Raw genomic sequence first — 21,455 nt, forward strand, 5'->3', positions numbered from 1 at the left:
GAGGATCCCTCCCCGTGAAGCCGCTGCGCATCCTGATCGGCGCCGACACCTACGCCCCCGACGTCAACGGCCTGTCGCGCTTCTCCTCGCGCCTGGCCGCCGGGCTCGTCGAGCGGGGCCACGAGGTGCACGTCGTCGCCCCGTCGCACGACGGCCCGGGCGCGGTCCGCGAGGAGGACGGCGTGATCGTCCACACGGTCAAGTCGCACCGCTGGTTCAGCCACCCCACGTTCCGCGTGGCCTGGCCCTGGACCACGCGCCCGCGCACCGCGCGGCTGTTCGCCGAGATCGCCCCGGACGTCCTGCACGTGCAGGGCCACTTCCCGGTCGGTCGCGGCCTGGTGCACGCCGCCCGCGCCGCCGGCACCCCGATCGTCGCGACCAACCACTTCATGCCCGAGAACCTCGTCGGCCACGCCCGCGTGCCGAAGGTCCTGCAGAAGCCGGTCACGAAGATCGGCTGGTGGGACATGCACCTGATCTACCGGCACGCCGACGTCGTCACCGCGCCGACGCCGCGCGCGGTCGAGCTGATGGAGAAGGCCACCGGCATCACGGGCTCGCTGGCGGTCTCCTGCGGCATCGACGCCGCGAAGTACCGCGGCGGCGAGCCCGACCCGTCCGCGCCGACCACCGTGCTGTTCGTCGGCCGGATGGACCAGGAGAAGCGCGTCGACGAGCTGCTGCGCGCCTTCGCCGCGCTGCCCGCGGGCACCCGCGCCGAGCTGGAGGTCATCGGCGAGGGCGTGATGCGCGAGGAGTGGACGGGCCTGGCCGCCGAGCTCGGCATCGGCACCCGCACGCGCTTCCGCGGCTTCGTCTCCGAGGAGGAGCTCGTCGCCGCCTACCGCCGCGCCTCGGTGTTCTGCATGCCCGGCATCGCCGAGCTGCAGAGCCTGGTCACGCTCGAGGCGATGGCCGCGGGCACCCCGGTGATCGCGGCGAACGCGATGGCGCTGCCGCACCTGGTCCGCCCGGGCCGCAACGGCTGGCTCTACACCCCCGGCGACGTCCCGGAGCTCACCACGCGCCTCGCCGCGCTGGTCGGCGACGCGGACATGCGCCGGCGGATGGGGGCGGCCAGCCGCGAGATGGTGGCCGCGCACGAGCTGAGCGGCACGCTGAGCACGTTCGAGGGCATCTACGAGCGGTTGTCGGGCCGTCGCGAGGCCGGCGCGGTGCGCGCCGCCTGACGTCCGCGCCGGGCCGCCCGCGGTCCGCCCGGGACCGGCCCGGCGGGCCGACACGCCGCCCGCCGGGAGTGAGCAGCGCGTTCGGCGCTCACCCCCGAGGGTGGGCCGGAACTGTCGGTGGGCGGGGTTAACCTGAGCCGGTCCCCGGGCCGCCGCGAGCGGGCTGCACGGGGTCGCGTCCAGTGCACGAGCGCGGTCCCGCGGGCCGCGCCAGGAGGGAGCTCCCCACTCCGATGTCCGGTTCCGGCGACAGCTTCGTCCACCTCCACACCCACACCGAGTTCTCGATGCTCGACGGGGCCGCGCGGTTGGACGACCTGTTCTCCGAAGCCGCGCGGATGGAGATGCCCGCGCTGGCGATGACCGACCACGGCAACGTGTTCGGCGCCTACGAGTTCTGGCGCAAGGCCAGGGCCGCGGGCGTCAAGCCGATCATCGGCATGGAGGGCTACCTCGCGCCGGGCAGCCGGCACGAGCGCAAGCGCGCGGTGCTGGCCCGGGGCGCGTCGGGCGCGGACGACACCGACAACCCCGGCGAGATGTACACCCACATGACGCTGCTGGCCGAGAACAACGAGGGGATGCACAACCTCTTCCGGCTCTCCTCGCTGGCCTCGCTCGAGGGCTACTACTACAAGCCCCGTATGGACCGCGAGCTGCTGGAGACCTACGGCAAGGGGATCATCGCCACCACCGGCTGCCCCTCCGGCGAGGTCCAGCGGCTGCTGCAGCAGGACAAGTACGACGCCGCCGTCCAGGCCGCGAGCGACTACCGCGACATCTTCGGCAAGGACAACTTCTTCTGCGAGCTGATGGACCACGGCATCGAGATCGAGCGCCGCGTCCGCGACGACCTGCACCGGCTCAAGAAGCAGCTCGAGCTGCCGGGGCTGGCCACGAACGACCTGCACTACACCTACGCCGAGGACGCCAAGCCGCACGAGGTGCTGCTGTGCGTGCAGACCGGCAAGACCCTCGCCGACCCCAACCGGTTCAAGTTCGACGCCCAGGACTTCTACCTCAAGAGCCCGGCCGAGATGCGGGCCCAGTGGGACGACGCGTTCCCCGAGGCGTGCGACAACACCCTCGCGATCGCCGAGCGGGTCGACGTCAACTTCACCGAGGGGCAGGACCTCATGCCCCGGGCGCCCGTGCCCGAGGGCGAGTCGGAGGAGAGCTGGCTGGTCAAAGAGGTCGAGCGGGGGATGCACAACCGCTTCCCGAACGGCATCACCGACCAGTACCGCAAGCAGGTCGACTACGAGGTCGGCGTCATCATCCAGATGGGCTTCCCCGGCTACTTCCTCGTCACGGCCGACCTGATCCAGCACGCGAAGAAGGTCGGCATCCGCTGCGGCCCCGGCCGTGGTTCCGCCGCCGGCTCGCTCGTCGCCTACGCCCTGGGCATCACCGACCTCGACCCGATCCACCACAAGCTGCTCTTCGAGCGGTTCCTCAACCCCGAGCGCATCTCGATGCCCGACATCGACATGGACTTCGACGAGCGCCGCCGGGGCGAGATGATCCGCTACACCACCGAGAAGTACGGCGAGGACCGGATCGCGCAGATCATCACCTACTCCACGATCAAGGCGAAGGCCGCGATCAAGGACTCGGCGCGCGTGCTGTTCGGGCAGCCCGGCTACGCCGTCGCCGACCGGATCACCAAGGCGATGCCGCCCGCGATCATGGGCAAGGACATCCCGCTCTCGGGCGTGTTCGACCCCACGCACAAGCGCTACTCCGAGGCCACCGAGGTCCGGGCGCTCTACGACGTCGACCCGCAGGTCAAGGAGATCATCGACACCGCGCGGGGCCTGGAGGGCCTCAAGCGGCAGTGGGGCGTGCACGCCGCGGGCGTGATCATGTCGAGCAAGCCGCTGATCGACGTCATCCCGATCCAGCGCCGCGAGGCCGACGGCGCGATCATCACGCAGTTCGACATGGGCGCCTGCGAGACGCTCGGGCTGCTCAAGATGGACTTCCTGGGCCTGCGCAACCTCACGATCATCGACGACGCGCTGGAGAACATCGAGCTCAACGGCAAGCCGAAGCTCGTCATCGAGGACATCGGGCTCGACGACCCGAAGACCTACGAGCTGCTGTCCAAGGGCGAGACGCTCGGGGTGTTCCAGCTCGACGGCGGCCCGATGCGCGACCTGCTGCGCCGCATGGCCCCCACCGAGTTCGACGACATCTCCGCGGTCGGCGCGCTCTACCGCCCCGGTCCGATGGGCGCCAACGCGCACAACGACTACGCCGACCGCAAGAACGGGCGGCAGCCGGTCACGCCGATCCACCCCGAGCTGGAGGAGCCGCTCAAGGAGGTGCTCGGCGAGACCTACGGCCTCATCGTGTACCAGGAGCAGGTCATGGCCATCGCGCAGGTCCTGGCCGGCTACACGCTGGGCAAGGCCGACCTGCTGCGCCGCGCGATGGGCAAGAAGAAGAAGGAGATCCTCGACAAGGAGTACGCCGGCTTCGCGCAGGGCATGAAGGACAACGGCTACTCCGCGGCCGCGGTCAAGACGCTCTGGGACATCCTGCTCCCGTTCTCCGACTACGCGTTCAACCGCGCGCACTCCGCCGCGTACGGCGTCGTCTCGTACTGGACGGCGTACCTCAAGGCCAACTACCCGGCCGAGTACATGTCCGGCGTGCTCACCTCGGTGCGCGACGACAAGGACAAGGCCGCGGTCTACCTGGCCGAGTGCCGCCGCATGGGCATCACGGTGCTCGCGCCCGACGTCAACGAGTCGGTGCGCAACTTCGCGCCCGTCGGCACCGACATCCGGTTCGGCCTGGGCGGCATCCGCAACGTCGGCGTCAACGTCGTCGACGCGATCGTCAAGGCGCGCAAGGAGAAGGGCGACTTCAGCGACTTCTCCGACTTCCTGCGCAAGGTCGACGCCGTCGTCTGCAACAAGAAGGTCATCGAGTCGCTGATCAAGGCGGGCGCGTTCGACTCGCTCGGCCACACCCGCAAGGGCCTGCTGCTCGTGCACGCCGACGCGATCGACGCGGTGATGAGCACGAAGAAGGCCGCGTCGATGGGCCAGTTCGACCTGTTCGGGTCGATGGACGGCTCCGGGCCCTCCGAGCTCGACTCGGTGTTCGACGTCAAGGTCTCCGACGACGAGTGGGACACCAAGCACAAGCTCGCCGTCGAGCGCGAGATGCTCGGGCTGTACGTGTCCGGGCACCCGCTGCACGGCGTCGAGTCGGTGCTCACGGCGAAGACCGACACCCCGATCTCGGCGATCGTCGAGGGCACGGTGCCCGACGGGCACCAGGTCACCGTCGGCGGCATCCTCGCCGGGGTCAACCGGCGGGTGAACAAGAACGGCGAGCCGTGGGCGTCGGCGCAGCTGGAGGACCTCGCGGGCGGGATCGAGGTGCTGTTCTTCCCGCGCTGCTACCAGGTGGTCGGCGTCGACGTCGCGGAGGACGCGATCGTGCTGCTCAAGTGCCGGGTCAACCGGCGCGACGACCGCGTTTCCCTCATCGTCAACGACCTCGCGGTGCCCGACCTCACGGTCGCGGGCGGCGGCCCGGCCGCCCCGGTGAAGGTCAGCATGCGCACCGAGCTCGTCACCCCGCAGCGGGTGTCGCGGCTCAAGGAGGTGCTCTCGCACCACCCGGGCAGCTCCGAGGTGCACCTCGCGCTGGTCGGCGGGAGCGGCACGAAGGTCTGGAAGCTCGACGACGGGCTGAAGGTCACCCAGTCCTCGGCGCTGATGGGCGACCTCAAGGCCCTGCTCGGGCCGGGCTGCCTGGGCTGATCCGGCGCCGGGCTCAGTCCGGCGCTGCGGAGACTGGCCCGCCGGAAGCCCCGTCGTGTCCCGCCGCCCGGCCGGCCGCATCGGCGGCCTGGTCCTCGCCGACGGCGGCGCCCGCCCGCTCATGATCGCCAGGAGTGGTGCACAGGGGTCATCCGTGACCGTCTCGCACCACTCCTGACGATCATGGCGCGGGCGACGGCCGGGAGCGCGCCCTCAGGGTCGTCGGCGGGGCCGTGGTGGTGCGGTCCCCGCCACCGAGGGTCGTCCGAGCGGCGCCTGGCCGAGGGTTCAGGGCCGGCCGGTCAGCTGCTGCCAGTACCGCTGGGCCGGGTCCTCCCACCGCGCGTGCAGGCGGGTGAACAGGTCGGCGGCGCGGGCGCCGGCCCAGTGGTCGGGCAGGAGCTCGGCGGGCAGGCGGGGGTCCAGGAACGGGAAGCGCCGCCAGGCGTGGACCAGGTGGATCTGGTGGGCGAGGACCTCGGCGGGGCCGGTGGGGGCCGCGTCGGCGAAGGCGTCGAGGAACTCCTCGTAGGCCTCCTCGACCTCCGCCAGGTCCCACGCCTGCGCGACGACCTCGCCCTCGGCGCCGATCGCGCCGAACGGGCCGACGAAGGAACTGCTGACGGCGGTGAGCTCCAGGTCGGCGACGACGTCGGCGACCTCGCTCTGCTTCGCCGGATCGGGGGAGACCCAGACGCCGGGCGCGGGCGAGCCGAGACCGGCCCAGGCCAGGCGGGTGCGCAGGCGGTGGCGCAGCTGCCGGCGCGCCTCCGGGACGCTGACCAGCAGCACCAGCCACCGCCCGTCCCACGGCCGGTCGGCCTGGCCGAAGCCGTAGATCCGCTCGGCGCCGTCGGTGAGCAGCCGCCGGCCGGACGGGGTGAGCGACCAGCGGACGCGGCGCCCGGCGCGGTCGGACTCCAGCAGCCCCTCGGCGGCGGTGCGGGCCAGCGCCTGGCGCGCCGACTTGGGCTCGACCCCGAGCGCGCCCAGGACGTCGAGCAGGACCTGGGTCCAGACCGGCTCGCCGCGGGGGAGCACGAATTCGCCGAGGACGGTGAGCAGCAGGGAGCGGGCGCTCGTCGCGCCCAGCTCGCGGCGCCGCGACAGCGCCGGGTGCTCGGGAAGGTGCTCGGCGGCGGACATGACCGGCCCACTCTAGTGTGTCGAGCCGTGGAGATCACGGAGCTGGTGAGCACGGACCGTCAGCACGTGTGGCACCCCTACGCCCCGATGCCCGCGACGACGACGCCGCTGCCCGTCGCGTCGGCGGCCGGGGTGCGCCTGACGCTCGCCGACGGCCGTGAGCTGGTCGACGGGATGTCGTCGTGGTGGGCGGCGATCCACGGCTACGCCCACCCCGTCCTCGACGCCGCGGTGCGCGACCAGCTGGGCTCGATGAGCCACGTGATGTTCGGCGGGCTCACGCACTCGCCCGCGGTGGAGCTCGCGCGGCTGCTCGTCGACGTCACCCCGGCCGGGCTGGAGCACGTGTTCCTGGCCGACTCCGGGTCGGTGTCGGTCGAGGTCGCGATCAAGATGTGCCTGCAGTACCAGCGCTCGCGCGGGCGCCCGGGCAAGCACCGCCTGATGACCTGGCGCGGCGGCTACCACGGCGACACGTTCGGCGCGATGAGCGTCTGCGACCCCGACGGCGGCATGCACTCCCTCTGGAGCGACGTCCTGCCGCAGCAGGTGTTCGCGTCCGCGCCGCCCCGGGAGTTCGAGACGGCCTACGTGGCGGAGCTCGCCGACCTCGTGGAGCGGCACGCCGACGAGCTCGCCGCCGTCATCGTCGAGCCGGTCGTGCAGGGCGCGGGCGGGATGCGCTTCCACGACCCGCGCTACCTGCACGTCCTGCGCGAGCTGTGTCTCACCCACGACGTCCTCCTGGTCTTCGACGAGATCGCCACCGGCTTCGGGCGCACCGGCGAGATGTTCGCCGCCGACCACGCCGGGATCGCGCCGGACGTCCTGTGCGTCGGCAAGGCCCTGACCGGCGGCTACCTGACGATGGCGGCGGCGCTGTGCACGTCGGCGGTCGCCCGCGGCATCTCCGACGGTGCCGCGGGCGTGCTCATGCACGGGCCGACCTTCATGGGCAACCCGCTGGCCGCCGCCGTCGCCGGGGCGTCGGTGCGGCTGCTGGGCGAGCGCGACTGGCGCGGCGAGGTCGCCGGGATCGCGACCGCCCTGACCGACGGGCTGGCGCCGGCCCGCGCAGTGCCCGGCGTCGTCGACGTCCGCGTGCTGGGCGCCATCGGGGTCGTGCAGCTCGACCACGAGGTCGACATGGCCGCCGCGTCCGCCGCCGCCGTCGACGCCGGGGTGTGGCTGCGCCCGTTCCGCGACCTCGTCTACACGATGCCGCCCTACGTCTGCACGCCCGACGACCTCGCCGCGATCACCGCGGCGGTCTGCGCGGCGGCCGCCGCGGGCTGAGCGACCCGCGGAAGTGATCATGAGCACTCATGATCATCCGGCTGGAGTCGCCCGGCCGGGTGACGGCGGCGGCACCGGCGGCCCGGTGCCGCGCTGAGCAGGTCGTTCCCACCTGGGCGGACGCACCGATCAGACCGGCGTGACGGGCGGGTGAACGTCCGCGGAGGCGGACAGAGGGCGCGGAACGGACACGGCCGGGACGTCGTTGGCGGGACCGCGGTGCACCGAGGCGCCCGACCCGACCCGACCACCCGGAGTGCCCATGACCGCGTCGTCCGTCCGCGCTTCCCAGCACGCCACGCCCGCCCCGCCGCCCACCGGCCGCGCAGCGGCCCTGCGCGCCGACGTCGGCGCCTCGCTCGTCGTATTCCTCGTCGCCGTGCCGCTGTCGTTGGGCATCGCCCTGGCCTCCGGTGCGCCGATCATGGCCGGGATCATCGCCGCGGTCGTCGGGGGCGTCGTCGCCGGTCTTCTGGGCGGGTCGCCGTTGCAGGTCAGCGGGCCCGCGGCGGGGCTGACCGTCGTCGTCGCCGAGCTCGTCACCCGCTTCGGCTGGCAGACCACCTGCCTGATCACGGCCGGCGCCGGCCTGCTGCAGATCCTGTTCGGGCTGCTGCGCGTCGCGCGGTTCAGCCAGGCCGTCCCGCCCGCCGTCGTGCACGGGATGCTCGCCGGGATCGGGCTGACGATCGCCCTCGGCCAGCTCCACGTCGTCCTGGGCGGCGCGCCGCCCGCGAGCGCCGTCGACGCCGTGCTGGGACTGCCGGCCCGCCTGCTGGAGGCGGACCCGGCCGCGGCGGCCGTCGGCGGCGTGACGCTCACGATGCTGCTGGCGTGGCCGCTCGTGCCGAGACCGGTGCGGGCGGTGCCGGGGCCGCTGGTGGCGGTCGTCGCGGCCACCGCGGTGGCGGTGGTCTGGCCCGCGGTGCCGCGCGTCGACCTGCCGGGCGGGCTGCTGGAGTCGATCGCGCCGCCGGGCGTGCTGCCGTCGGGACAGTGGGCCGCGATCGCCGGCGGCGTCCTCACCGTCGCGCTGGTCGCGAGCGTCGAGAGCCTGCTGTCGGCGGTGGCGGTCGACCGCATGCCCCGCCCGGACGGCGCACCCGGCCCGCGGACCCGCCCCGACCGCGAGCTCATCGGCCAGGGCGCCGCGAACGGCGTGTCCGGGCTGCTCGGCGGCCTACCGGTGACCGGGGTGATCGTGCGCAGCTCCGCCAACGTCCGCGCCGGCGCCCGCACCCGCGCGGCCACCGTGCTGCACGGCGTCTGGATCGCGGTGTTCGCCGTCGCGCTGGTCGGGGTCGTCGAGCTCGTGCCGCTGGCCGCGCTGGCCGGACTGCTGATCATGGTGGGGCTGCAGCTGGTCAAGCCGGCCGACGTGCGGCAGGCGCGCCGCCACGGCGACCTCGCCGTCCACCTCGCGACGACCGCGGGCGTGCTGGTGCTCAACCTGCTCGAGGGCGTCGCCGTCGGGCTGGCGGTGGCCGGGTTCCTCATGCTGCGGCGCGCGCTCTCGGCCGTCGTCCGGCACGAGCCGCCCGCCGCGGGGGAGCCGCACCGGGTCGTCGTCGAGGGGACGCTGAGCTTCCTGGGGGTGCCGCGGCTGGCCCGCGTGCTGGGCGCGGTGCCCGACGGGGCGCCGGTGCAGGTCGACCTCGCCGTCGACTACCTCGACCACGCCGCCTCCGACCACCTCGACGCCTGGACCGCCCGGCACCGCGCGAGCGGCGCCCCGACCGTCGTCACCGGGCCGCCGGGACGCGCCGGTGGCGGCCCACGTCCGTCCTGACCCCCGGCAGGGAGTCCGGCGGGTCCGGCGCGGCGGACACTAGGGTCCGGGGGGTGCCGACCCACCCCCTCGCCTGGCTCGCCGCCCACGCCGACGCCCGCCGCGCCGCGGGGCTGCGCCGCGAGCTGGTGCCCCGGGCCGCGGGCGCGCCGGGCATCGACCTCGCCGGCAACGACTACCTCGGGCTGTCCACCGACCCGCGCGTGGTCGAGGGCGGTATCGACGCCCTGCGCACCTGGGGCGCCGGCTCGACGGGGTCCCGGCTGGTCACGGGCACGACCGCGCTGCACGCGGATCTGGAGGACGAGCTCGCCGCGTTCTGCGGCGCCGAGGCCGCGCTGGTGTTCTCCTCGGGCTACGCGGCCAACCTCGGCGCCCTCACCGCGCTGTCCGGACCCGGCGCGCTGATCGTCTCCGACGTCGCCAACCACGCCTCGCTCGTCGACGCGTGCCGGCTGTCGCGGGCGCGGATCGTGGTCGCGGACGGGCCCGACGCCGTCGACGCCGCGCTGGCGGCGCGCACCGAGGAGCGGGCGCTCGTCGTCACCGACAGCGTGAACAGCGTCGACGGCGGGCTGGCTCCGCTGCGGGCGTTGCACGCCGTGAGTCGGGCGCGGGGCGCGCTGCTCGTCGTCGACGAGGCCCACGGGCTCGGCGTGTGCGGGCCGGGCGGGCGCGGGCTGCTCGCCGGAGAGGGGCTCGCCGGGGCCGACGACGTCGTGGCGACGGTGACGCTGTCGAAGGCGCTGGGCAGCCAGGGCGGGGCGGTCGTCGGGCCCGCGCCGGTGGTCGCCCACCTGGTCGACTCCGCGCGGTCGTTCATCTTCGACACCGGGCTCGCCCCGGCCTGTGTGGGCTCGGCGCTCGCCGCGCTGCGCGTGCTGCGCGCGTCGCCGGAGCTGCCGGGCGAGGTGCTGCGGGTCGCCGCGGGGCTGGCCGCGGCGGCGGGCGTGCCGGTGCCGGCGTCGTCGGTGGTGTCGGTGGTGCTGGGCGAGCCGGAGCGGGCGTTCGCCGCGGCGCGGCGCTGCGCCGAGCTGGGCGTGCGGGTGGGCTGCTTCCGTCCGCCGTCGGTGCCGGTCGGCACGAGCCGCCTGCGCCTGACGGCCCGGGCGACGGTCACCGACGCCGAGCTGGAGCGGGTGCGGGAGGTGCTGGCGCAGGTGCTGGCGCCGGCGGTGGCCCGGTGAGCGGTCTCCCGAGGGGTCGGGTCCTCGTCGTCACCGGCACCGGCACGGGCGTCGGCAAGACGGTCGTCACGGCGGCGGTGGCGGCGCTCGCGCCGGGCCGGGTCGCGGTGCTCAAGCCCGCGCAGACCGGGGTCGGACCCGACGAGCCGGGCGACCTCGCCGAGGTCACCCGGCTGGTCCCCGGCGTCACGGGCCGGGAGCTGGCCCGCTACCCCGACCCGCTCGCCCCGGCCACCGCCGCCCGCCGCGCCGGGCGCCCGCCGGTCACGCCCGCGCAGGCGGCCGCCGCCGCGCGGGAGCTCGCGGCCGAACACGACCTGGTGCTCGTCGAGGGGGCGGGTGGGCTGCTCGTGCGCTTCGACGAGGACGGGACGCTCGCCGACGTCGCCGCGGAGCTCGGCGCACCGGTGCTCGTCGTCACCGCGCCGGGGCTCGGCACGCTCAACCACACCGAGCTCACGACGGCCGCACTGCGCGCCCGGGGGCTCGCGTGCGCCGGGATCGTCGTCGGGGCGTGGCCGCGCGTACCCGATCTGGCGACCCGGTGCAACCTCGCCGACCTGCCCGCCGTGACCGGGTTCCCGCTGGTGGGAGCGGTTCCGGAGGGGTCGGGGACGCTGGACCCGGGCGCGTTCGCAGCCGTCGCTCGTCACAGTCTTTCGTGCGAACTCGGCGGCGGATGGCAGACTCCCGAGGCGTGACGACCACCGAAGCCGCCGCCATCCTCGCCACTGCCCGCTCCCAGGTGCTGGAGGACGGAGTCGGTCTCGACGAGGCGCAGGTCCTCGAGGTCCTGCGCCTGCCGGACGAGGCCCTCGACGACCTGCTGCAGCTCGCGCACGACGTGCGGATGCGGTGGTGCGGCCCGGAGGTCGAGGTCGAGGGGATCATCTCGCTCAAGACCGGCGGGTGCCCCGAGGACTGCCACTTCTGCTCGCAGTCGGGCCTGTTCGCCTCACCGGTCCGCTCGGCGTGGCTGGACGTGCCGATGCTGGTGGAGGCGGCCAAGCAGACCGCGAAGACCGGGGCCACGGAGTTCTGCATCGTCGCCGCCGTGCGCGGGCCGGACGCGCGGCTGATGACGCAGGTCGCGGCGGGCATCGCGGCGATCAAGGACGAGATCGACATCAACATCGCGTGCTCGTTGGGGATGCTGACCCCCGAGCAGGTCGACGAGCTCGCCGCGATGGGCGTGCACCGCTACAACCACAACCTGGAGACCGCGCGCTCGCACTTCCCGAACGTGGTCACCACGCACACGTGGGAGGAGCGGTGGGAGACGCTGCGCCTGGTCCGCGAGGCCGGAATGGAGGTCTGCTGCGGCGGGATCCTGGGCATGGGGGAGACCCTGGAGCAGCGGGCCGAGTTCGCCGCGCAGCTCGCGTCGCTCACCCCGGACGAGGTGCCGCTGAACTTCCTCAACCCGCGCCCGGGCACGCCGTTCGGCGACCAGGAGCCGATGGAGGGTGCCGACGCGCTGCGGGCCGTCGCCGCGTTCCGGCTCGCGCTGCCGCGCACGGTGCTGCGCTTCGCGGGCGGCCGGGAGATCACCCTGGGCGACCTGGGTGCGCGCAAGGGCCTGCTGGGCGGGATCAACGCCGTCATCGTCGGCAACTACCTCACCACGCTCGGGCGGCCGGCCGAGTCCGACATCGACCTGCTCGGTGAGCTGCAGATGCCGATCAAGGCCCTGAACGACACGCTGTGAGCGATCCGGCCTTCTGCGACCGCTGCGGGCAGCCCGCGGCGGGCGAGCACGCGCGGTGCGCGGCGGGCCGCGACCTGGAGCCGCCGCGCTACTGCGCCGACTGCGCGCGGCGGATGGTCGTCCAGGTCACGCCGACGGGCTGGACGGCCCGCTGCAGCCGCCACGGGGAGCGCACCAGCCCGTACTGACATGCTGTGCGCATGGCGAACTGGGGGAGCCTGCTGCGGCAGGCGGCCAAGATCGGGCTGGACCTGCTGTCGAAGTCGTCGCCGTCCTCGTCGGGGGGCGCGGCACCGGCTCCTCCGGTCGCCCCGTCGCGCGGCGGGGCCCGGAGCGCGCCGACCGGCGAGGCCGCCCGCGCCGTCGTCTACGCCCCGGACCTCGACGGCTCCGCCGACCCGGGGGAGATCGTCTGGGCGTGGGTGCCGTTCGAGGAGAACGACGGCCGGGGCAAGGACCGTCCGCTGCTCGTGGTCGGGCGCCACGGCGGTGACCTCGTCGGGCTGATGCTGTCGAGCCGGCACGACCGCGCGGACGACCGCGACTGGGTGTCGATCGGGTCGGGCGCGTGGGACCGCGAGGGGCGCGAGTCGTTCGTCCGCCTCGACCGGGTCCTGGAGGTCGGCGAGCACGACATCCGCCGCGAGGGCGCCGTGCTCGACCGCGGCCGCTTCGACCGCGTCGCCGGTGAGCTGCGCGGGCGGTTCGGCTGGAGCTGACACCCCGACACGGTCGCCACGGGAGCCCGACTCGCGGGCTTCCCGTCACCCGGGGGCCGGCGCCCGTCAGTTGGCGCTGTGCTCCACCGCGTACGTGGTGATCGGCGCGGGGACGGCTCGGAGGTGGGTGAGCAGGCCGGTCTCGCGGGCCAGCAGCAGCCGCACCGCCCGCAGGCGCTCGGTGGGGGAGACCTGCTCCAGCAGGCGCTGGCGGTCGGACAGCGGCAGCAGGCAGTCGGCGGCCAGGACGCCCGGCAGCTCGGCGGCCGGGATCTCGGCGTCGGGCTCGACCCAGTCGTCGTTCTTCCACGCCGTGGCGCAGTAGCGGCGGTGGGCGTCGCGGGCGGCGGAGGTGAGCATCGACGTGAGGTCGTCGCCGCCCTCGAACTCGCCGTCGGGCAGGAACTCGACGGACCCCATCAGGTAGGGCTTGGACTCCGTGTCGAGCTCGAGCAGGCGGAAGCGCCGCGCACCGCGCGTGACGATGTCGAAGCGCCCGTCGGGCAGCCGGCGGACGTCGCGCAGGGAGGCGGTGCAGCCGACGGGGTGCAGGCCGTGGACGCCGTCGTCGTCGGGCGTCCACCCCTCCCGCACCGCGACGACGCCGAACTCCTTGTCGGGCACCGCGCCCGTGACCAGGTCGATCGTCAGCTGGCGGTAGCGCGGTTCGAAGATGTGCAACGGCAGCATCGCCCCCGGCATGAGCACGGTTCCCAGGGGGAACACGGGGACGGTCTCGGCCACGCGTCTACGTTACGGCGCCGCGCCCGTGCTCGCCCGGCGGCTTGAGCACGGCGAACGCGTCGGTCACGCGCAGTGCGCGGTCGGTGAACCGGAACACAGCGGCCGGGCGGCCACCCGACGGTCCGGGGGGAGCGACGGAGCCGGTCGGCTCGAGCAGCGCGCGGCGCGTGAGGACCCGCTGCAGGTTGGTGGCGGAGACGGAGTGGCCGAGGGCGGCGACGTAGAGGTCGCGCAGCGCGGAGATCGTGAACTCGCGCGGGGCCAGGGCGAAGCCGAGGTTGGTGTAGGAGAGCTTGGCGCGCAGGCGGTCGCGGGCGGCGATGACGATCGTGTCGTGGTCGAAGGCGGCGCCGTCGATCGCGGGGCCCTCGCCCGGGGCGATCGGCAGCCACGCGGTGTCGTCGGGGATCGCCGGGTCGGCGTCGGAGGGGACGAGGCCGAGGAACGCGGTCGCGATCAGCCGCACCCCAGGCACGCGGCACGGGTCGCTGAACACCCCGAGCTGCTCGACGTGCGCGACCTCCCGCACGTCGACCTTCTCCGCGAGCTGGCGCAGCACCGAGCGCTCGACGTCCTCGTCGTCGCCGAGCCGGCCGCCCGGGAGCGCCCACCGGCCCAGGTCGGGCTCCTGCGCGCGCTGCCAGGCGAGCACCTGCGGCTGGCCGTCGGAGATCCGCAGGACGGCGGCGAGCACCTCGTGTCCCGTCGCGCGCGCCCCCATGCCGCGGATCGTAGGCCGCCGGGTCACCGGGGGCCGTGTGAACGGGAGGTGACCGCCGGGTGAGGCCCAGGTCACGTGGTCGGTACGTCGTGGGGAGGTGCCTGCTACGCTCGGCGGCAGTTTACGACTACTAGTCGAAAACACGAGGAGGGGTCATGACGACGACCGAAGCCCCGCGGGTCGAGGCCGGATGGGGCGACGAGGTCCGCGCGCTGGCGGCCGCACAGGACGCGGTGGTGCTGGCGCACAACTACCAGCTGCCCGAGATCCAGGACGTCGCGCACTTCACCGGCGACTCGCTGGCCCTGTCCCGGATCGCCGCGGAGAGCCCGGCGTCGACGATCGTGTTCTGCGGCGTCCACTTCATGGCCGAGACCGCGAAGATCCTCAGCCCGGAGAAGACGGTGCTGATCCCGGACGCCGGGGCGGGGTGCTCGCTCGCCGACTCCATCACCGCCGACCAGCTGCGGGAGTGGAAGGCCGAGCACCCGGACGCGGTGGTCGTCAGCTACGTCAACACGACGGCGGCGGTGAAGGCGGAGACCGACGTGTGCTGCACGTCGTCGAACGCGGTGGAGGTCGTGCAGTCGGTGCCGGCCGACCGCGAGGTGCTGTTCCTGCCCGACCAGTTCCTCGGCGCGCACGTCCGGCGCATCACCGGTCGGCGGAACATGCACGTGTGGGCGGGGGAGTGCCACGTCCACGCCGGCATCAGCGGGCCCGCGCTCACGGCCCAGAGCCAGGCGCACCCCGACGCCGACCTCTACGTGCACCCCGAGTGCGGCTGCGCCACCTCGGCGCTCTACCTCGCCGGCGCCGGGGCGGTGCCGGCCGAGCACGTCAAGATCCTCTCGACGGGCGGCATGCTCGACGCCGCGCGGGAGGCGGAGCCCGGCCGCACGGTGCTGGTCGCGACCGAGGTCGGCATGCTGCACCAGCTGCGAAGGGCGGCACCGGAGGTCGACTTCCGGGCGGTCAACGACCGCGCCTCCTGCCACTACATGAAGATGATCACGCCGGGGAAGCTGCTCCGCGCGCTGCGCGAGGGGCGCGACGAGGTGCACGTCGACCCGGAGCTCGCCGAGCGCGGCCGGGCCGCGGTGCAGCGCATGATCGCGATCGGGCAGCCCGGGGGTGGGGAATGACCCCCCGTGAGCGGCGATCCTCGCCAGGGCCACGTTTCGCACTCACGAGCACCGGAGGTGCCCGATGACCGGCTGGGAGGCGGAGGCCGACCTCGTCGTCGTCGGGTCGGGTGTCGCGGGGCTCACCGCCGCGCTCGACGCCGCCGCGGCGGGCCTGCGGGTCGTCGTCGTCACCAAGGACGCGGTCGACGCCGGGTCGACGCGCTGGGCGCAGGGCGGCGTCGCCGTCGTCGTCGGTGACGTGCCCGGCGACAGCGTCGAGGCCCACGTGGCCGACACCGTGGGGGCCGGCGGCGGGCTGTGCGACCCGGCGGCGGTCGCGTCGATCATCGCCGACGGCCCCGCGGCCGTCGCGCGGCTGCGGGAGCGGGGCGCGGTGTTCGACCGTGCAGATCAGGACGCGGGCCCCGACGGGCGGCTGGCGCGCACCCGGGAGGGCGGGCACTCCGCGTTCCGCGTGGTGCACGCCGGCGGCGACGCCACGGGCGCCGAGGTCGAGCGGGCACTGGTCTCCGCGGCGGGCGGGCTGCCGCTGCTCACCGGGCACGTGGCCGTCGACGCCCTGCGCACGCCCGACGGGCGGGTCACCGGACTGGCCCTGCTCGACGACGACGGGCGCCCCGGCGTCCTGCGCTCCCCGGCCGTGCTCCTCGCGACCGGAGGCTACGGCCAGCTCTACTCCTCGACGACCAACCCGGAGACGGCCACCGGCGACGGCGTCGCGCTCGCGCTGCGCGCCGGGGCCTCGGCGGCCGACCTGGAGTTCGTGCAGTTCCACCCGACCGTCCTCTACACGGGGCCGGCCGTCGGGCGGCGCCCGCTGGTCACCGAGGCCGTGCGCGGCGAGGGCGCGGTGCTGCTCGACCGCGCCGGGCGCCGGTTCATGACCGGCGTGCACCCGCTGGCCGACCTCGCGCCCCGCGACGTCGTGGCCGCGGCCATCACCCGGCGCCTGACCGAGACCGGCACCGCGTGCGTCTACCTCGACGCCCGCGCGCTCGACGGCTTCGCCGCCCGCTTCCCGACGGTGTACGCGGCGTGCCGCGCGGCGGGGATCGACCCGGTGCGCGAGCCCATCCCGGTCACCCCGGCCGCGCACTACGCGTGCGGCGGGATCGTCACCGACGGGCACGGCCGCACCGCGGTGCCCGGCCTGTGGGCGGCGGGGGAGGTGGCGCGGACCGGGTTGCACGGAGCGAACCGGCTGGCGTCGAACAGCCTGCTCGAAGGTCTCGTGATGGGGGCGCGGGCGGCGGCGTCCGTGGTTCAGGAAAGCCACGTTCCTGCCACCACGTTGCGGGAAAGTGGCTTTCCTGCAACGGCCGCGGCCCCCGCCGTCCCCCTAGCCGACCGCACCACCGTGCAGCGCGCCATGACCTCCGCCGCCGGCGTCGGCCGCGACGGCGCCGGCCTCGCCGCCGCCTCGGACGCCGTGGAGGCCGCCACCGCGCTCGCCGTCCCGATCGACCGGGCCGGCGTCGAGGACGCCGCGCTCACCCTGCTCGCCCAGGCCGTCCTGGCCGCCGCGGGCACCCGCACCGAGAGCCGGGGCTGCCACGTGCGCACCGACTTCCCCGCCCGCGACGACGTGTGGCAGCGCGCGAGCCTCGAGGTCGTGCTCGACGAGGCCGGGCGACCGGTCGTGCGCGCCGGGAAGAAGGTGGCGGCATGAGCAGCACCACCACCGCGGGTCCCGACCTCGACGACCTGCGCCGCGTCGTCGCCACCGCCCTGGAGGAGGACCTGCGCTACGGCCCCGACGCCACCACCGAGGCGACGGTCCCGGCCGGCGCGATCGCCGTCGGCGCGTTCGCCGCGCGACGCCCGGGCGTGCTCGCCGGGGTCCCGGCCGTGCTCGCGGTGCTCGACGCCGTCGTCGGCGACCACGAGGTGCTCTCCACGGCCGCCGACGGCGACCGGGTCGGCCCCGGGGACGCCGCGCTCACCGTGCGCGCCCCCGTCCGCACCTTCCTCACCGCCGAGCGCACCGCGCTCAACCTGCTGTGCCACCTCTCCGGCGTGGCGACGGCCACCGCGGCCTGGGTCGACGCCGTCGCCGGCACCGGCGCGCGCATCCGCGACACCCGCAAGACCCTGCCCGGGCTGCGGCTGCTGGAGAAGTACGCCGTGCGCTGCGGCGGGGGCGTCAACCACCGCCTCGGGCTCGGCGACGCCGTGCTGATCAAGGACAACCACGTGGCCGCGGCCGGGTCGGTCGGGGCGGCGCTGCGGGCGGCGCGGGAGCGGGCGCCGCAGCTGCCCTGCGAGGTGGAGGTCGACTCGCTCGACCAGCTCGACGAGGTGCTCGCCCTGGGTGCGGAGCTCGTGCTGCTCGACAACTTCACCGTCGAGCAGACCGCGGAGGCCGTCCGGCGGCGGGGGAGCCTGCCCACCGGGCTGGAGTCCTCGGGCGGGCTGGCGCTGGAGAACGCCGCCGCGTACGCGCGCACCGGCGTCGACTTCCTCGCCGTCGGTGCCCTCACCCACTCCGTCACGGCGCTCGACCTGGGGCTGGACCTGCTTCCCGCCTGACCGGAGGTGCGGGGCGTGAGGCGTGGGCGACGCCACGTCCCGCGGATGGGGTTGATCCGGGCCCGGCGGGGAACAATGACGGTGGGTACACGTCGACGACGACTTCCACCACACCCTCCGTTGTACTTCCCCGGTCTGCGCCGGGACGGCCGGGCTGGAGTTGCCATGACCATGATCTGCGAACGCTGCTACGCCCCCATCGGGGAGGGCGAGTCCCTCGTGCGCCTGGCGCACATCGACCAGGCCCACCAGGACGGCAGCGTCGACTGGGTGTACGCCTACGTGCACCTCACCGCCTGCGTCACGCCGCGTCCGGCCGCGCACGAGCGCCCCGACACCGGTGAGTGGGACGCGGCCCGCGGGATCCGCGGCCTGCGCCGCTGAGACCGGCACCACCCGGGGCGCCGCCGGACGACGCCGTCGGACCCGCGCCGTAGGCTGGCGGCATGCTCCGCCGGACCGACCTGCGCGCCCACCCGCTGCCCTCCACCACCGCGCTGCGGGGGCTGCTGCCCCGCACCGAGACCGACGTCGACGCCGTGCTGCACCAGGTGCGGCCCATCGTCGACGCGGTCCGCGAACGCGGGGTCGACGCCGCGCTGGAGTTCGCCGAGCGCTTCGACAAGGTCCGGCCCTCCGCGGTCCGGGTCCCCGCGGCCACGCTGCGCGGCGCCCTGTCCGCCCTCGACGACGGCGTGCGTGCCGCGCTGGAGACCTCGATCGAGCGGGCCCGCAAGGTCCACGCCGACCAGCGCCGCACCGACATCGTCACCACGGTGGTCCCCGGCGGCACCGTCACCGAGCGGTTCGTGCCGGTCCGCCGCGTCGGGCTCTACGTCCCCGGCGGCCGCGCGGTCTACCCGTCCAGCGTCGTGATGAACGTCGTGCCCGCGCAGGAGGCGGGCGTCGAGTCGCTCGTCGTCGCCTCCCCGCCGCAGGCCGAGCACGGCGGGCTCCCGCACCCCACGATCCTCGCGGCGTGCGCGCTGCTCGGCGTCGACGAGGTCTGGGCGGCCGGCGGGGCGCAGGGCATCGCGCTGCTCGCCCACGGCGGCACCGACACCGACGGCACCGAGCTCGAGGTCGTCGACGTCGTCACCGGCCCGGGCAACGTCTACGTCACCGCGGCCAAGCGCCTGCTGCGCGGGCTCATCGGGATCGACGCGGAGGCGGGGACCACCGAGATCGCGGTGCTCGCCGACGAGTCGGCCGACCCCGTGCACGTCGCCGCGGACCTCATCTCGCAGGCCGAGCACGATCCTGCGGCCGCGTCGGTGCTGGTCACCACGTCCGACGCGCTGGCCGACGCCGTCGACGCCGAGCTGGCCCGGCAGGTGCCCGAGACCAAGCACAGCGAGCGGATCCGCACGGCGCTCACGGGCCCGCAGTCGGGCACCGTGCTGGTGTCCGACCTCGACGACGGGGTCGCCGTGGTCGACGCCTACGCCGCCGAGCACCTGGAGATCCAGACCGTCGACGCGCGGGCGGTGGCGCGGCGCGTCCGCAACGCCGGGGCGGTCTTCGTCGGACCGTGGTCGCCGGTCAGCCTGGGCGACTACTGCGCCGGCTCCAACCACGTGCTGCCCACCGGCGGGTGCGCGCGGCACTCGGCCGGGCTGTCGGTGCAGACGTTCCTGCGCGGCGTGCACGTCGTCGACTACTCGGAGGAGGCGCTGCGCGACGTCGCCGATGCCGTCGTCGTGCTGTCGGGGGCCGAGGACCTGCCGGCGCACGGGCAGGCCGTGACGGCGAGGTTCCGGTCGTGAACGTCACCCTCGACCAGCTCCCGCTGCGCGACGACCTGCGCGGCAAGACGCCCTACGGCGCCCCCCAGCTCGACGTCGCGGTGCGGCTCAACACCAACGAGAACCCGTACCCGCCGCCGCCCGAGCTCGTCGCCGACGTCACCGCGGCCGCGCACGAGGCCGCCGCCGACCTGCACCGCTACCCCGACCGCGACGCGCTCGCGCTGCGCACCGACCTCGCCGCGTACCTGTCCGGCGCCACCGGCGTGGAGCTGACCAGCGCGAACGTGTGGGCGGCCAACGGGTCCAACGAGGTGCTGCAGCAGATCATGCAGTGCTTCGGCGGGCCCGGGCGCACGGCCGTGGGCTTCGAGCCGAGCTACTCGATGCACCCGATCATCGCCGCGGGCACCCGCACCGAGTGGCTGCCGGCGCCCCGGCGTCCCGACTTCTCCGTCGACGTCGCCGCCGCGGCCGCCGTCCTCAAGGAGCGCGCGCCCGACCTGGTGTTCCTGACCAGCCCGAACAACCCCACGGGCCAGTCGCTCGACCCGTCGGAGCTGGCGGTGCTGGTCGACGCCGCGCCGGGCATCGTGGTCGTCGACGAGGCGTACGCGGAGTTCTCCGACCGGCCCAGCGCCGTCGGCCTGCTCGCCACGCACGGCCACAAGCTCATCGTCAGCCGCACGATGAGCAAGGCGTTCGCCTTCGCCGGGGGCCGGCTGGGCTACCTCGCCGCGGCGCCCGCCGTCGTCGACGCGCTGCAGCTCGTCCGGCTGCCCTACCACCTCTCGGCGCTCACCCAGGCCGCCGCGCGGGCGTCGCTGCGCCACGCCGAGGCGACGCTCGGCTCGGTGGCGCTGCTGCGCGGGGAGCGCGACCGCGTCGTCGACGAGCTCACGAGCGCCGGCTACGACGTCGTGCCCAGCGACGCCAACTTCGTGCTGTTCGGCTGCTTCACCGACGCCCCCCGCGCCTGGCGGGCGTTCCTGGACCGCGGTGTCCTGATCCGTGACGTCGGCATCCCGCACCGGCTGCGCGTCACGATCGGCACGCCCGAGGAGAACGACGCGTTCCTGCAGGTCGCGGTGGACGTCGTCACAGAGGAGCTGTCGTGAGTCGGATGGGCCGTGTCGAGCGGATCACCAAGGAGTCCACCGTCCTGGTCGAGATCGACCTCGACGGCACGGGCCGCACCGAGATCGGCACCGGCGTGCCGTTCTTCGACCACATGCTCGACGCCTTCGGCAAGCACGGCGCGTTCGACCTCACGGTGCGCGCCACCGGCGACGTCGACCTCGACGCGCACCACACCGTCGAGGACACCGCGATCGTGCTGGGGCAGGCGATCCGCCAGGCGCTGGGCGACAAGTCCGGCATCCGCCGCTTCGGCGACGCGTGGATCCCGATGGACGAGGCGCTGGCCCAGGCCGTCGTCGACGTCTCGGGCCGGCCCTACACCGTGCACACCGGTGAGCCCGAGGTCATGCAGGGCTTCGTCGTCGGCGGGCACTACCCGACGGTGCTCAACCGGCACGTGTTCGAGTCGCTGGCCTTCCACGGCCACCTCGCCCTGCACGTCCGCGTGCTCGACGGCCGCGACCCCCACCACATCACCGAGGCCGAGTTCAAGGCCGTGGCCCGGGCCCTGCGGGCGGCGGTCGAGCCGGACGCGCGGATCACCGGGATCGCGTCGACGAAGGGCACGCTCTAGCGGCCACAGGGCGCGGAGCGGCCGACGGCTACCC

General features: G+C 74.6%; 19 protein-coding genes. 16 read left to right on the plus strand and 3 right to left on the minus strand.

Annotated elements, in window-relative coordinates:
• The first annotated feature begins 14 nt into the window (after window positions 1-14).
• Together I4I82_RS26010 and dnaE are read left to right on the plus strand one after the other, a co-directional pair.
• Window positions 15-1,193 carry a glycosyltransferase gene (locus I4I82_RS26010; protein WP_218596094.1) on the plus strand — a complete coding sequence of 393 codons (1,179 nt, stop codon included), beginning with the start codon at window positions 15-17 and terminating at the stop codon, window positions 1,191-1,193.
• A gap of 233 nt (window positions 1,194-1,426) precedes the next feature.
• Window positions 1,427-4,975, plus strand: a complete 3,549-nt coding sequence (dnaE, locus tag I4I82_RS26015) for a DNA polymerase III subunit alpha (protein ID WP_218593406.1) — start codon at window positions 1,427-1,429, stop codon at window positions 4,973-4,975.
• A gap of 288 nt (window positions 4,976-5,263) precedes the next feature.
• Here the strand turns inward: dnaE and I4I82_RS26020 are convergent, their stop codons facing one another.
• Window positions 5,264-6,121 carry a PaaX family transcriptional regulator gene (locus I4I82_RS26020; protein WP_218593405.1) on the minus strand — a complete coding sequence of 286 codons (858 nt, stop codon included), beginning with the start codon at window positions 6,119-6,121 and terminating at the stop codon, window positions 5,264-5,266.
• A 27-nt stretch (window positions 6,122-6,148) separates the two neighbouring features.
• On the opposite strand from I4I82_RS26020, the gene I4I82_RS26025 reads away from it, so the two are divergent.
• The 7 genes from I4I82_RS26025 to I4I82_RS26055 all read left to right on the plus strand — a co-directional run bounded on the left by I4I82_RS26025 (window position 6,149) and on the right by I4I82_RS26055 (window position 12,820).
• Complete coding sequence (locus I4I82_RS26025; RefSeq protein WP_218593404.1) at window positions 6,149-7,417, plus strand: adenosylmethionine--8-amino-7-oxononanoate transaminase; 1,269 nt, start codon at window positions 6,149-6,151, stop codon at window positions 7,415-7,417.
• Window positions 7,418-7,679: 262 nt separating this feature from the next.
• Entirely contained in the window at window positions 7,680-9,206 is a 1,527-nt protein-coding gene (locus I4I82_RS26030; RefSeq protein ID WP_218596095.1) for a SulP family inorganic anion transporter, read from the plus strand.
• 53 nt (window positions 9,207-9,259) lie between these two features.
• Window positions 9,260-10,393 (plus strand): 8-amino-7-oxononanoate synthase, encoded by a 1,134-nt coding sequence (locus I4I82_RS26035; protein ID WP_218596096.1) that lies wholly within the window; start codon window positions 9,260-9,262, stop codon window positions 10,391-10,393.
• On the plus strand, window positions 10,390-11,094 hold the full coding sequence (gene bioD / locus I4I82_RS26040; protein ID WP_218596097.1) for a dethiobiotin synthase: 705 nt from the start codon (window positions 10,390-10,392) through the stop codon (window positions 11,092-11,094). The genes I4I82_RS26035 and bioD overlap by 4 nt, the downstream gene beginning before the upstream one ends.
• Window positions 11,073-12,101: a biotin synthase BioB gene (bioB, locus tag I4I82_RS26045; RefSeq protein WP_172165392.1), complete on the plus strand. Its 1,029-nt coding sequence runs from the start codon at window positions 11,073-11,075 to the stop codon at window positions 12,099-12,101. Before bioD ends, bioB begins: the two co-directional genes overlap by 22 nt.
• Entirely contained in the window at window positions 12,098-12,289 is a 192-nt protein-coding gene (bsaP, locus tag I4I82_RS26050) for a biotin synthase auxiliary protein BsaP (RefSeq protein WP_218592157.1), read from the plus strand. The genes bioB and bsaP overlap by 4 nt, the downstream gene beginning before the upstream one ends.
• Before the next feature lie 12 nt (window positions 12,290-12,301).
• Window positions 12,302-12,820: a type II toxin-antitoxin system PemK/MazF family toxin gene (locus I4I82_RS26055; RefSeq protein WP_218592156.1), complete on the plus strand. Its 519-nt coding sequence runs from the start codon at window positions 12,302-12,304 to the stop codon at window positions 12,818-12,820.
• Between the two features lie 66 nt (window positions 12,821-12,886).
• Here the strand turns inward: I4I82_RS26055 and I4I82_RS26060 are convergent, their stop codons facing one another.
• The gene (locus I4I82_RS26060) at window positions 12,887-13,564 is read right to left on the minus strand and encodes an LON peptidase substrate-binding domain-containing protein (protein ID WP_218592155.1); all 678 of its coding nucleotides are present in this window, start codon (window positions 13,562-13,564) and stop codon (window positions 12,887-12,889) included.
• A 4-nt stretch (window positions 13,565-13,568) separates the two neighbouring features.
• Window positions 13,569-14,285: an NUDIX hydrolase gene (locus I4I82_RS26065; RefSeq protein ID WP_218592154.1), complete on the minus strand. Its 717-nt coding sequence runs from the start codon at window positions 14,283-14,285 to the stop codon at window positions 13,569-13,571.
• 155 nt (window positions 14,286-14,440) lie between these two features.
• Here I4I82_RS26065 and nadA point away from each other — a divergent pair, with 155 nt between their 5' ends.
• From nadA to hisB, 7 genes are all read left to right on the plus strand, one after another.
• Window positions 14,441-15,430, plus strand: a complete 990-nt coding sequence (gene nadA, locus I4I82_RS26070; protein WP_218592153.1) for a quinolinate synthase NadA — start codon at window positions 14,441-14,443, stop codon at window positions 15,428-15,430.
• A 64-nt stretch (window positions 15,431-15,494) separates the two neighbouring features.
• Window positions 15,495-17,102, plus strand: a complete 1,608-nt coding sequence (locus tag I4I82_RS26075; protein WP_218592152.1) for an L-aspartate oxidase — start codon at window positions 15,495-15,497, stop codon at window positions 17,100-17,102.
• Window positions 17,099-17,962, plus strand: a complete 864-nt coding sequence (gene nadC, locus I4I82_RS26080; RefSeq protein WP_218592151.1) for a carboxylating nicotinate-nucleotide diphosphorylase — start codon at window positions 17,099-17,101, stop codon at window positions 17,960-17,962. Before I4I82_RS26075 ends, nadC begins: the two co-directional genes overlap by 4 nt.
• A gap of 165 nt (window positions 17,963-18,127) precedes the next feature.
• On the plus strand, window positions 18,128-18,346 hold the full coding sequence (locus I4I82_RS26085) for a hypothetical protein (RefSeq protein WP_218592150.1): 219 nt from the start codon (window positions 18,128-18,130) through the stop codon (window positions 18,344-18,346).
• 62 nt (window positions 18,347-18,408) lie between these two features.
• A complete protein-coding gene (hisD, locus tag I4I82_RS26090) occupies window positions 18,409-19,728 on the plus strand; it encodes a histidinol dehydrogenase (protein WP_218592149.1) in 1,320 nt (439 codons plus the stop codon).
• Window positions 19,725-20,825: a histidinol-phosphate transaminase gene (locus tag I4I82_RS26095; protein ID WP_218592148.1), complete on the plus strand. Its 1,101-nt coding sequence runs from the start codon at window positions 19,725-19,727 to the stop codon at window positions 20,823-20,825. The genes hisD and I4I82_RS26095 overlap by 4 nt, the downstream gene beginning before the upstream one ends.
• Window positions 20,822-21,421 carry an imidazoleglycerol-phosphate dehydratase HisB gene (hisB, locus tag I4I82_RS26100; RefSeq protein ID WP_218592147.1) on the plus strand — a complete coding sequence of 200 codons (600 nt, stop codon included), beginning with the start codon at window positions 20,822-20,824 and terminating at the stop codon, window positions 21,419-21,421. The genes I4I82_RS26095 and hisB overlap by 4 nt, the downstream gene beginning before the upstream one ends.
• Window positions 21,422-21,455 lie beyond the last annotated feature (34 nt).

It is taken from the genome of Pseudonocardia oceani, from assembly GCF_019263585.2.
GTDB classification, from domain to species: Bacteria; Actinomycetota; Actinomycetes; order Mycobacteriales; family Pseudonocardiaceae; genus Pseudonocardia; species Pseudonocardia oceani.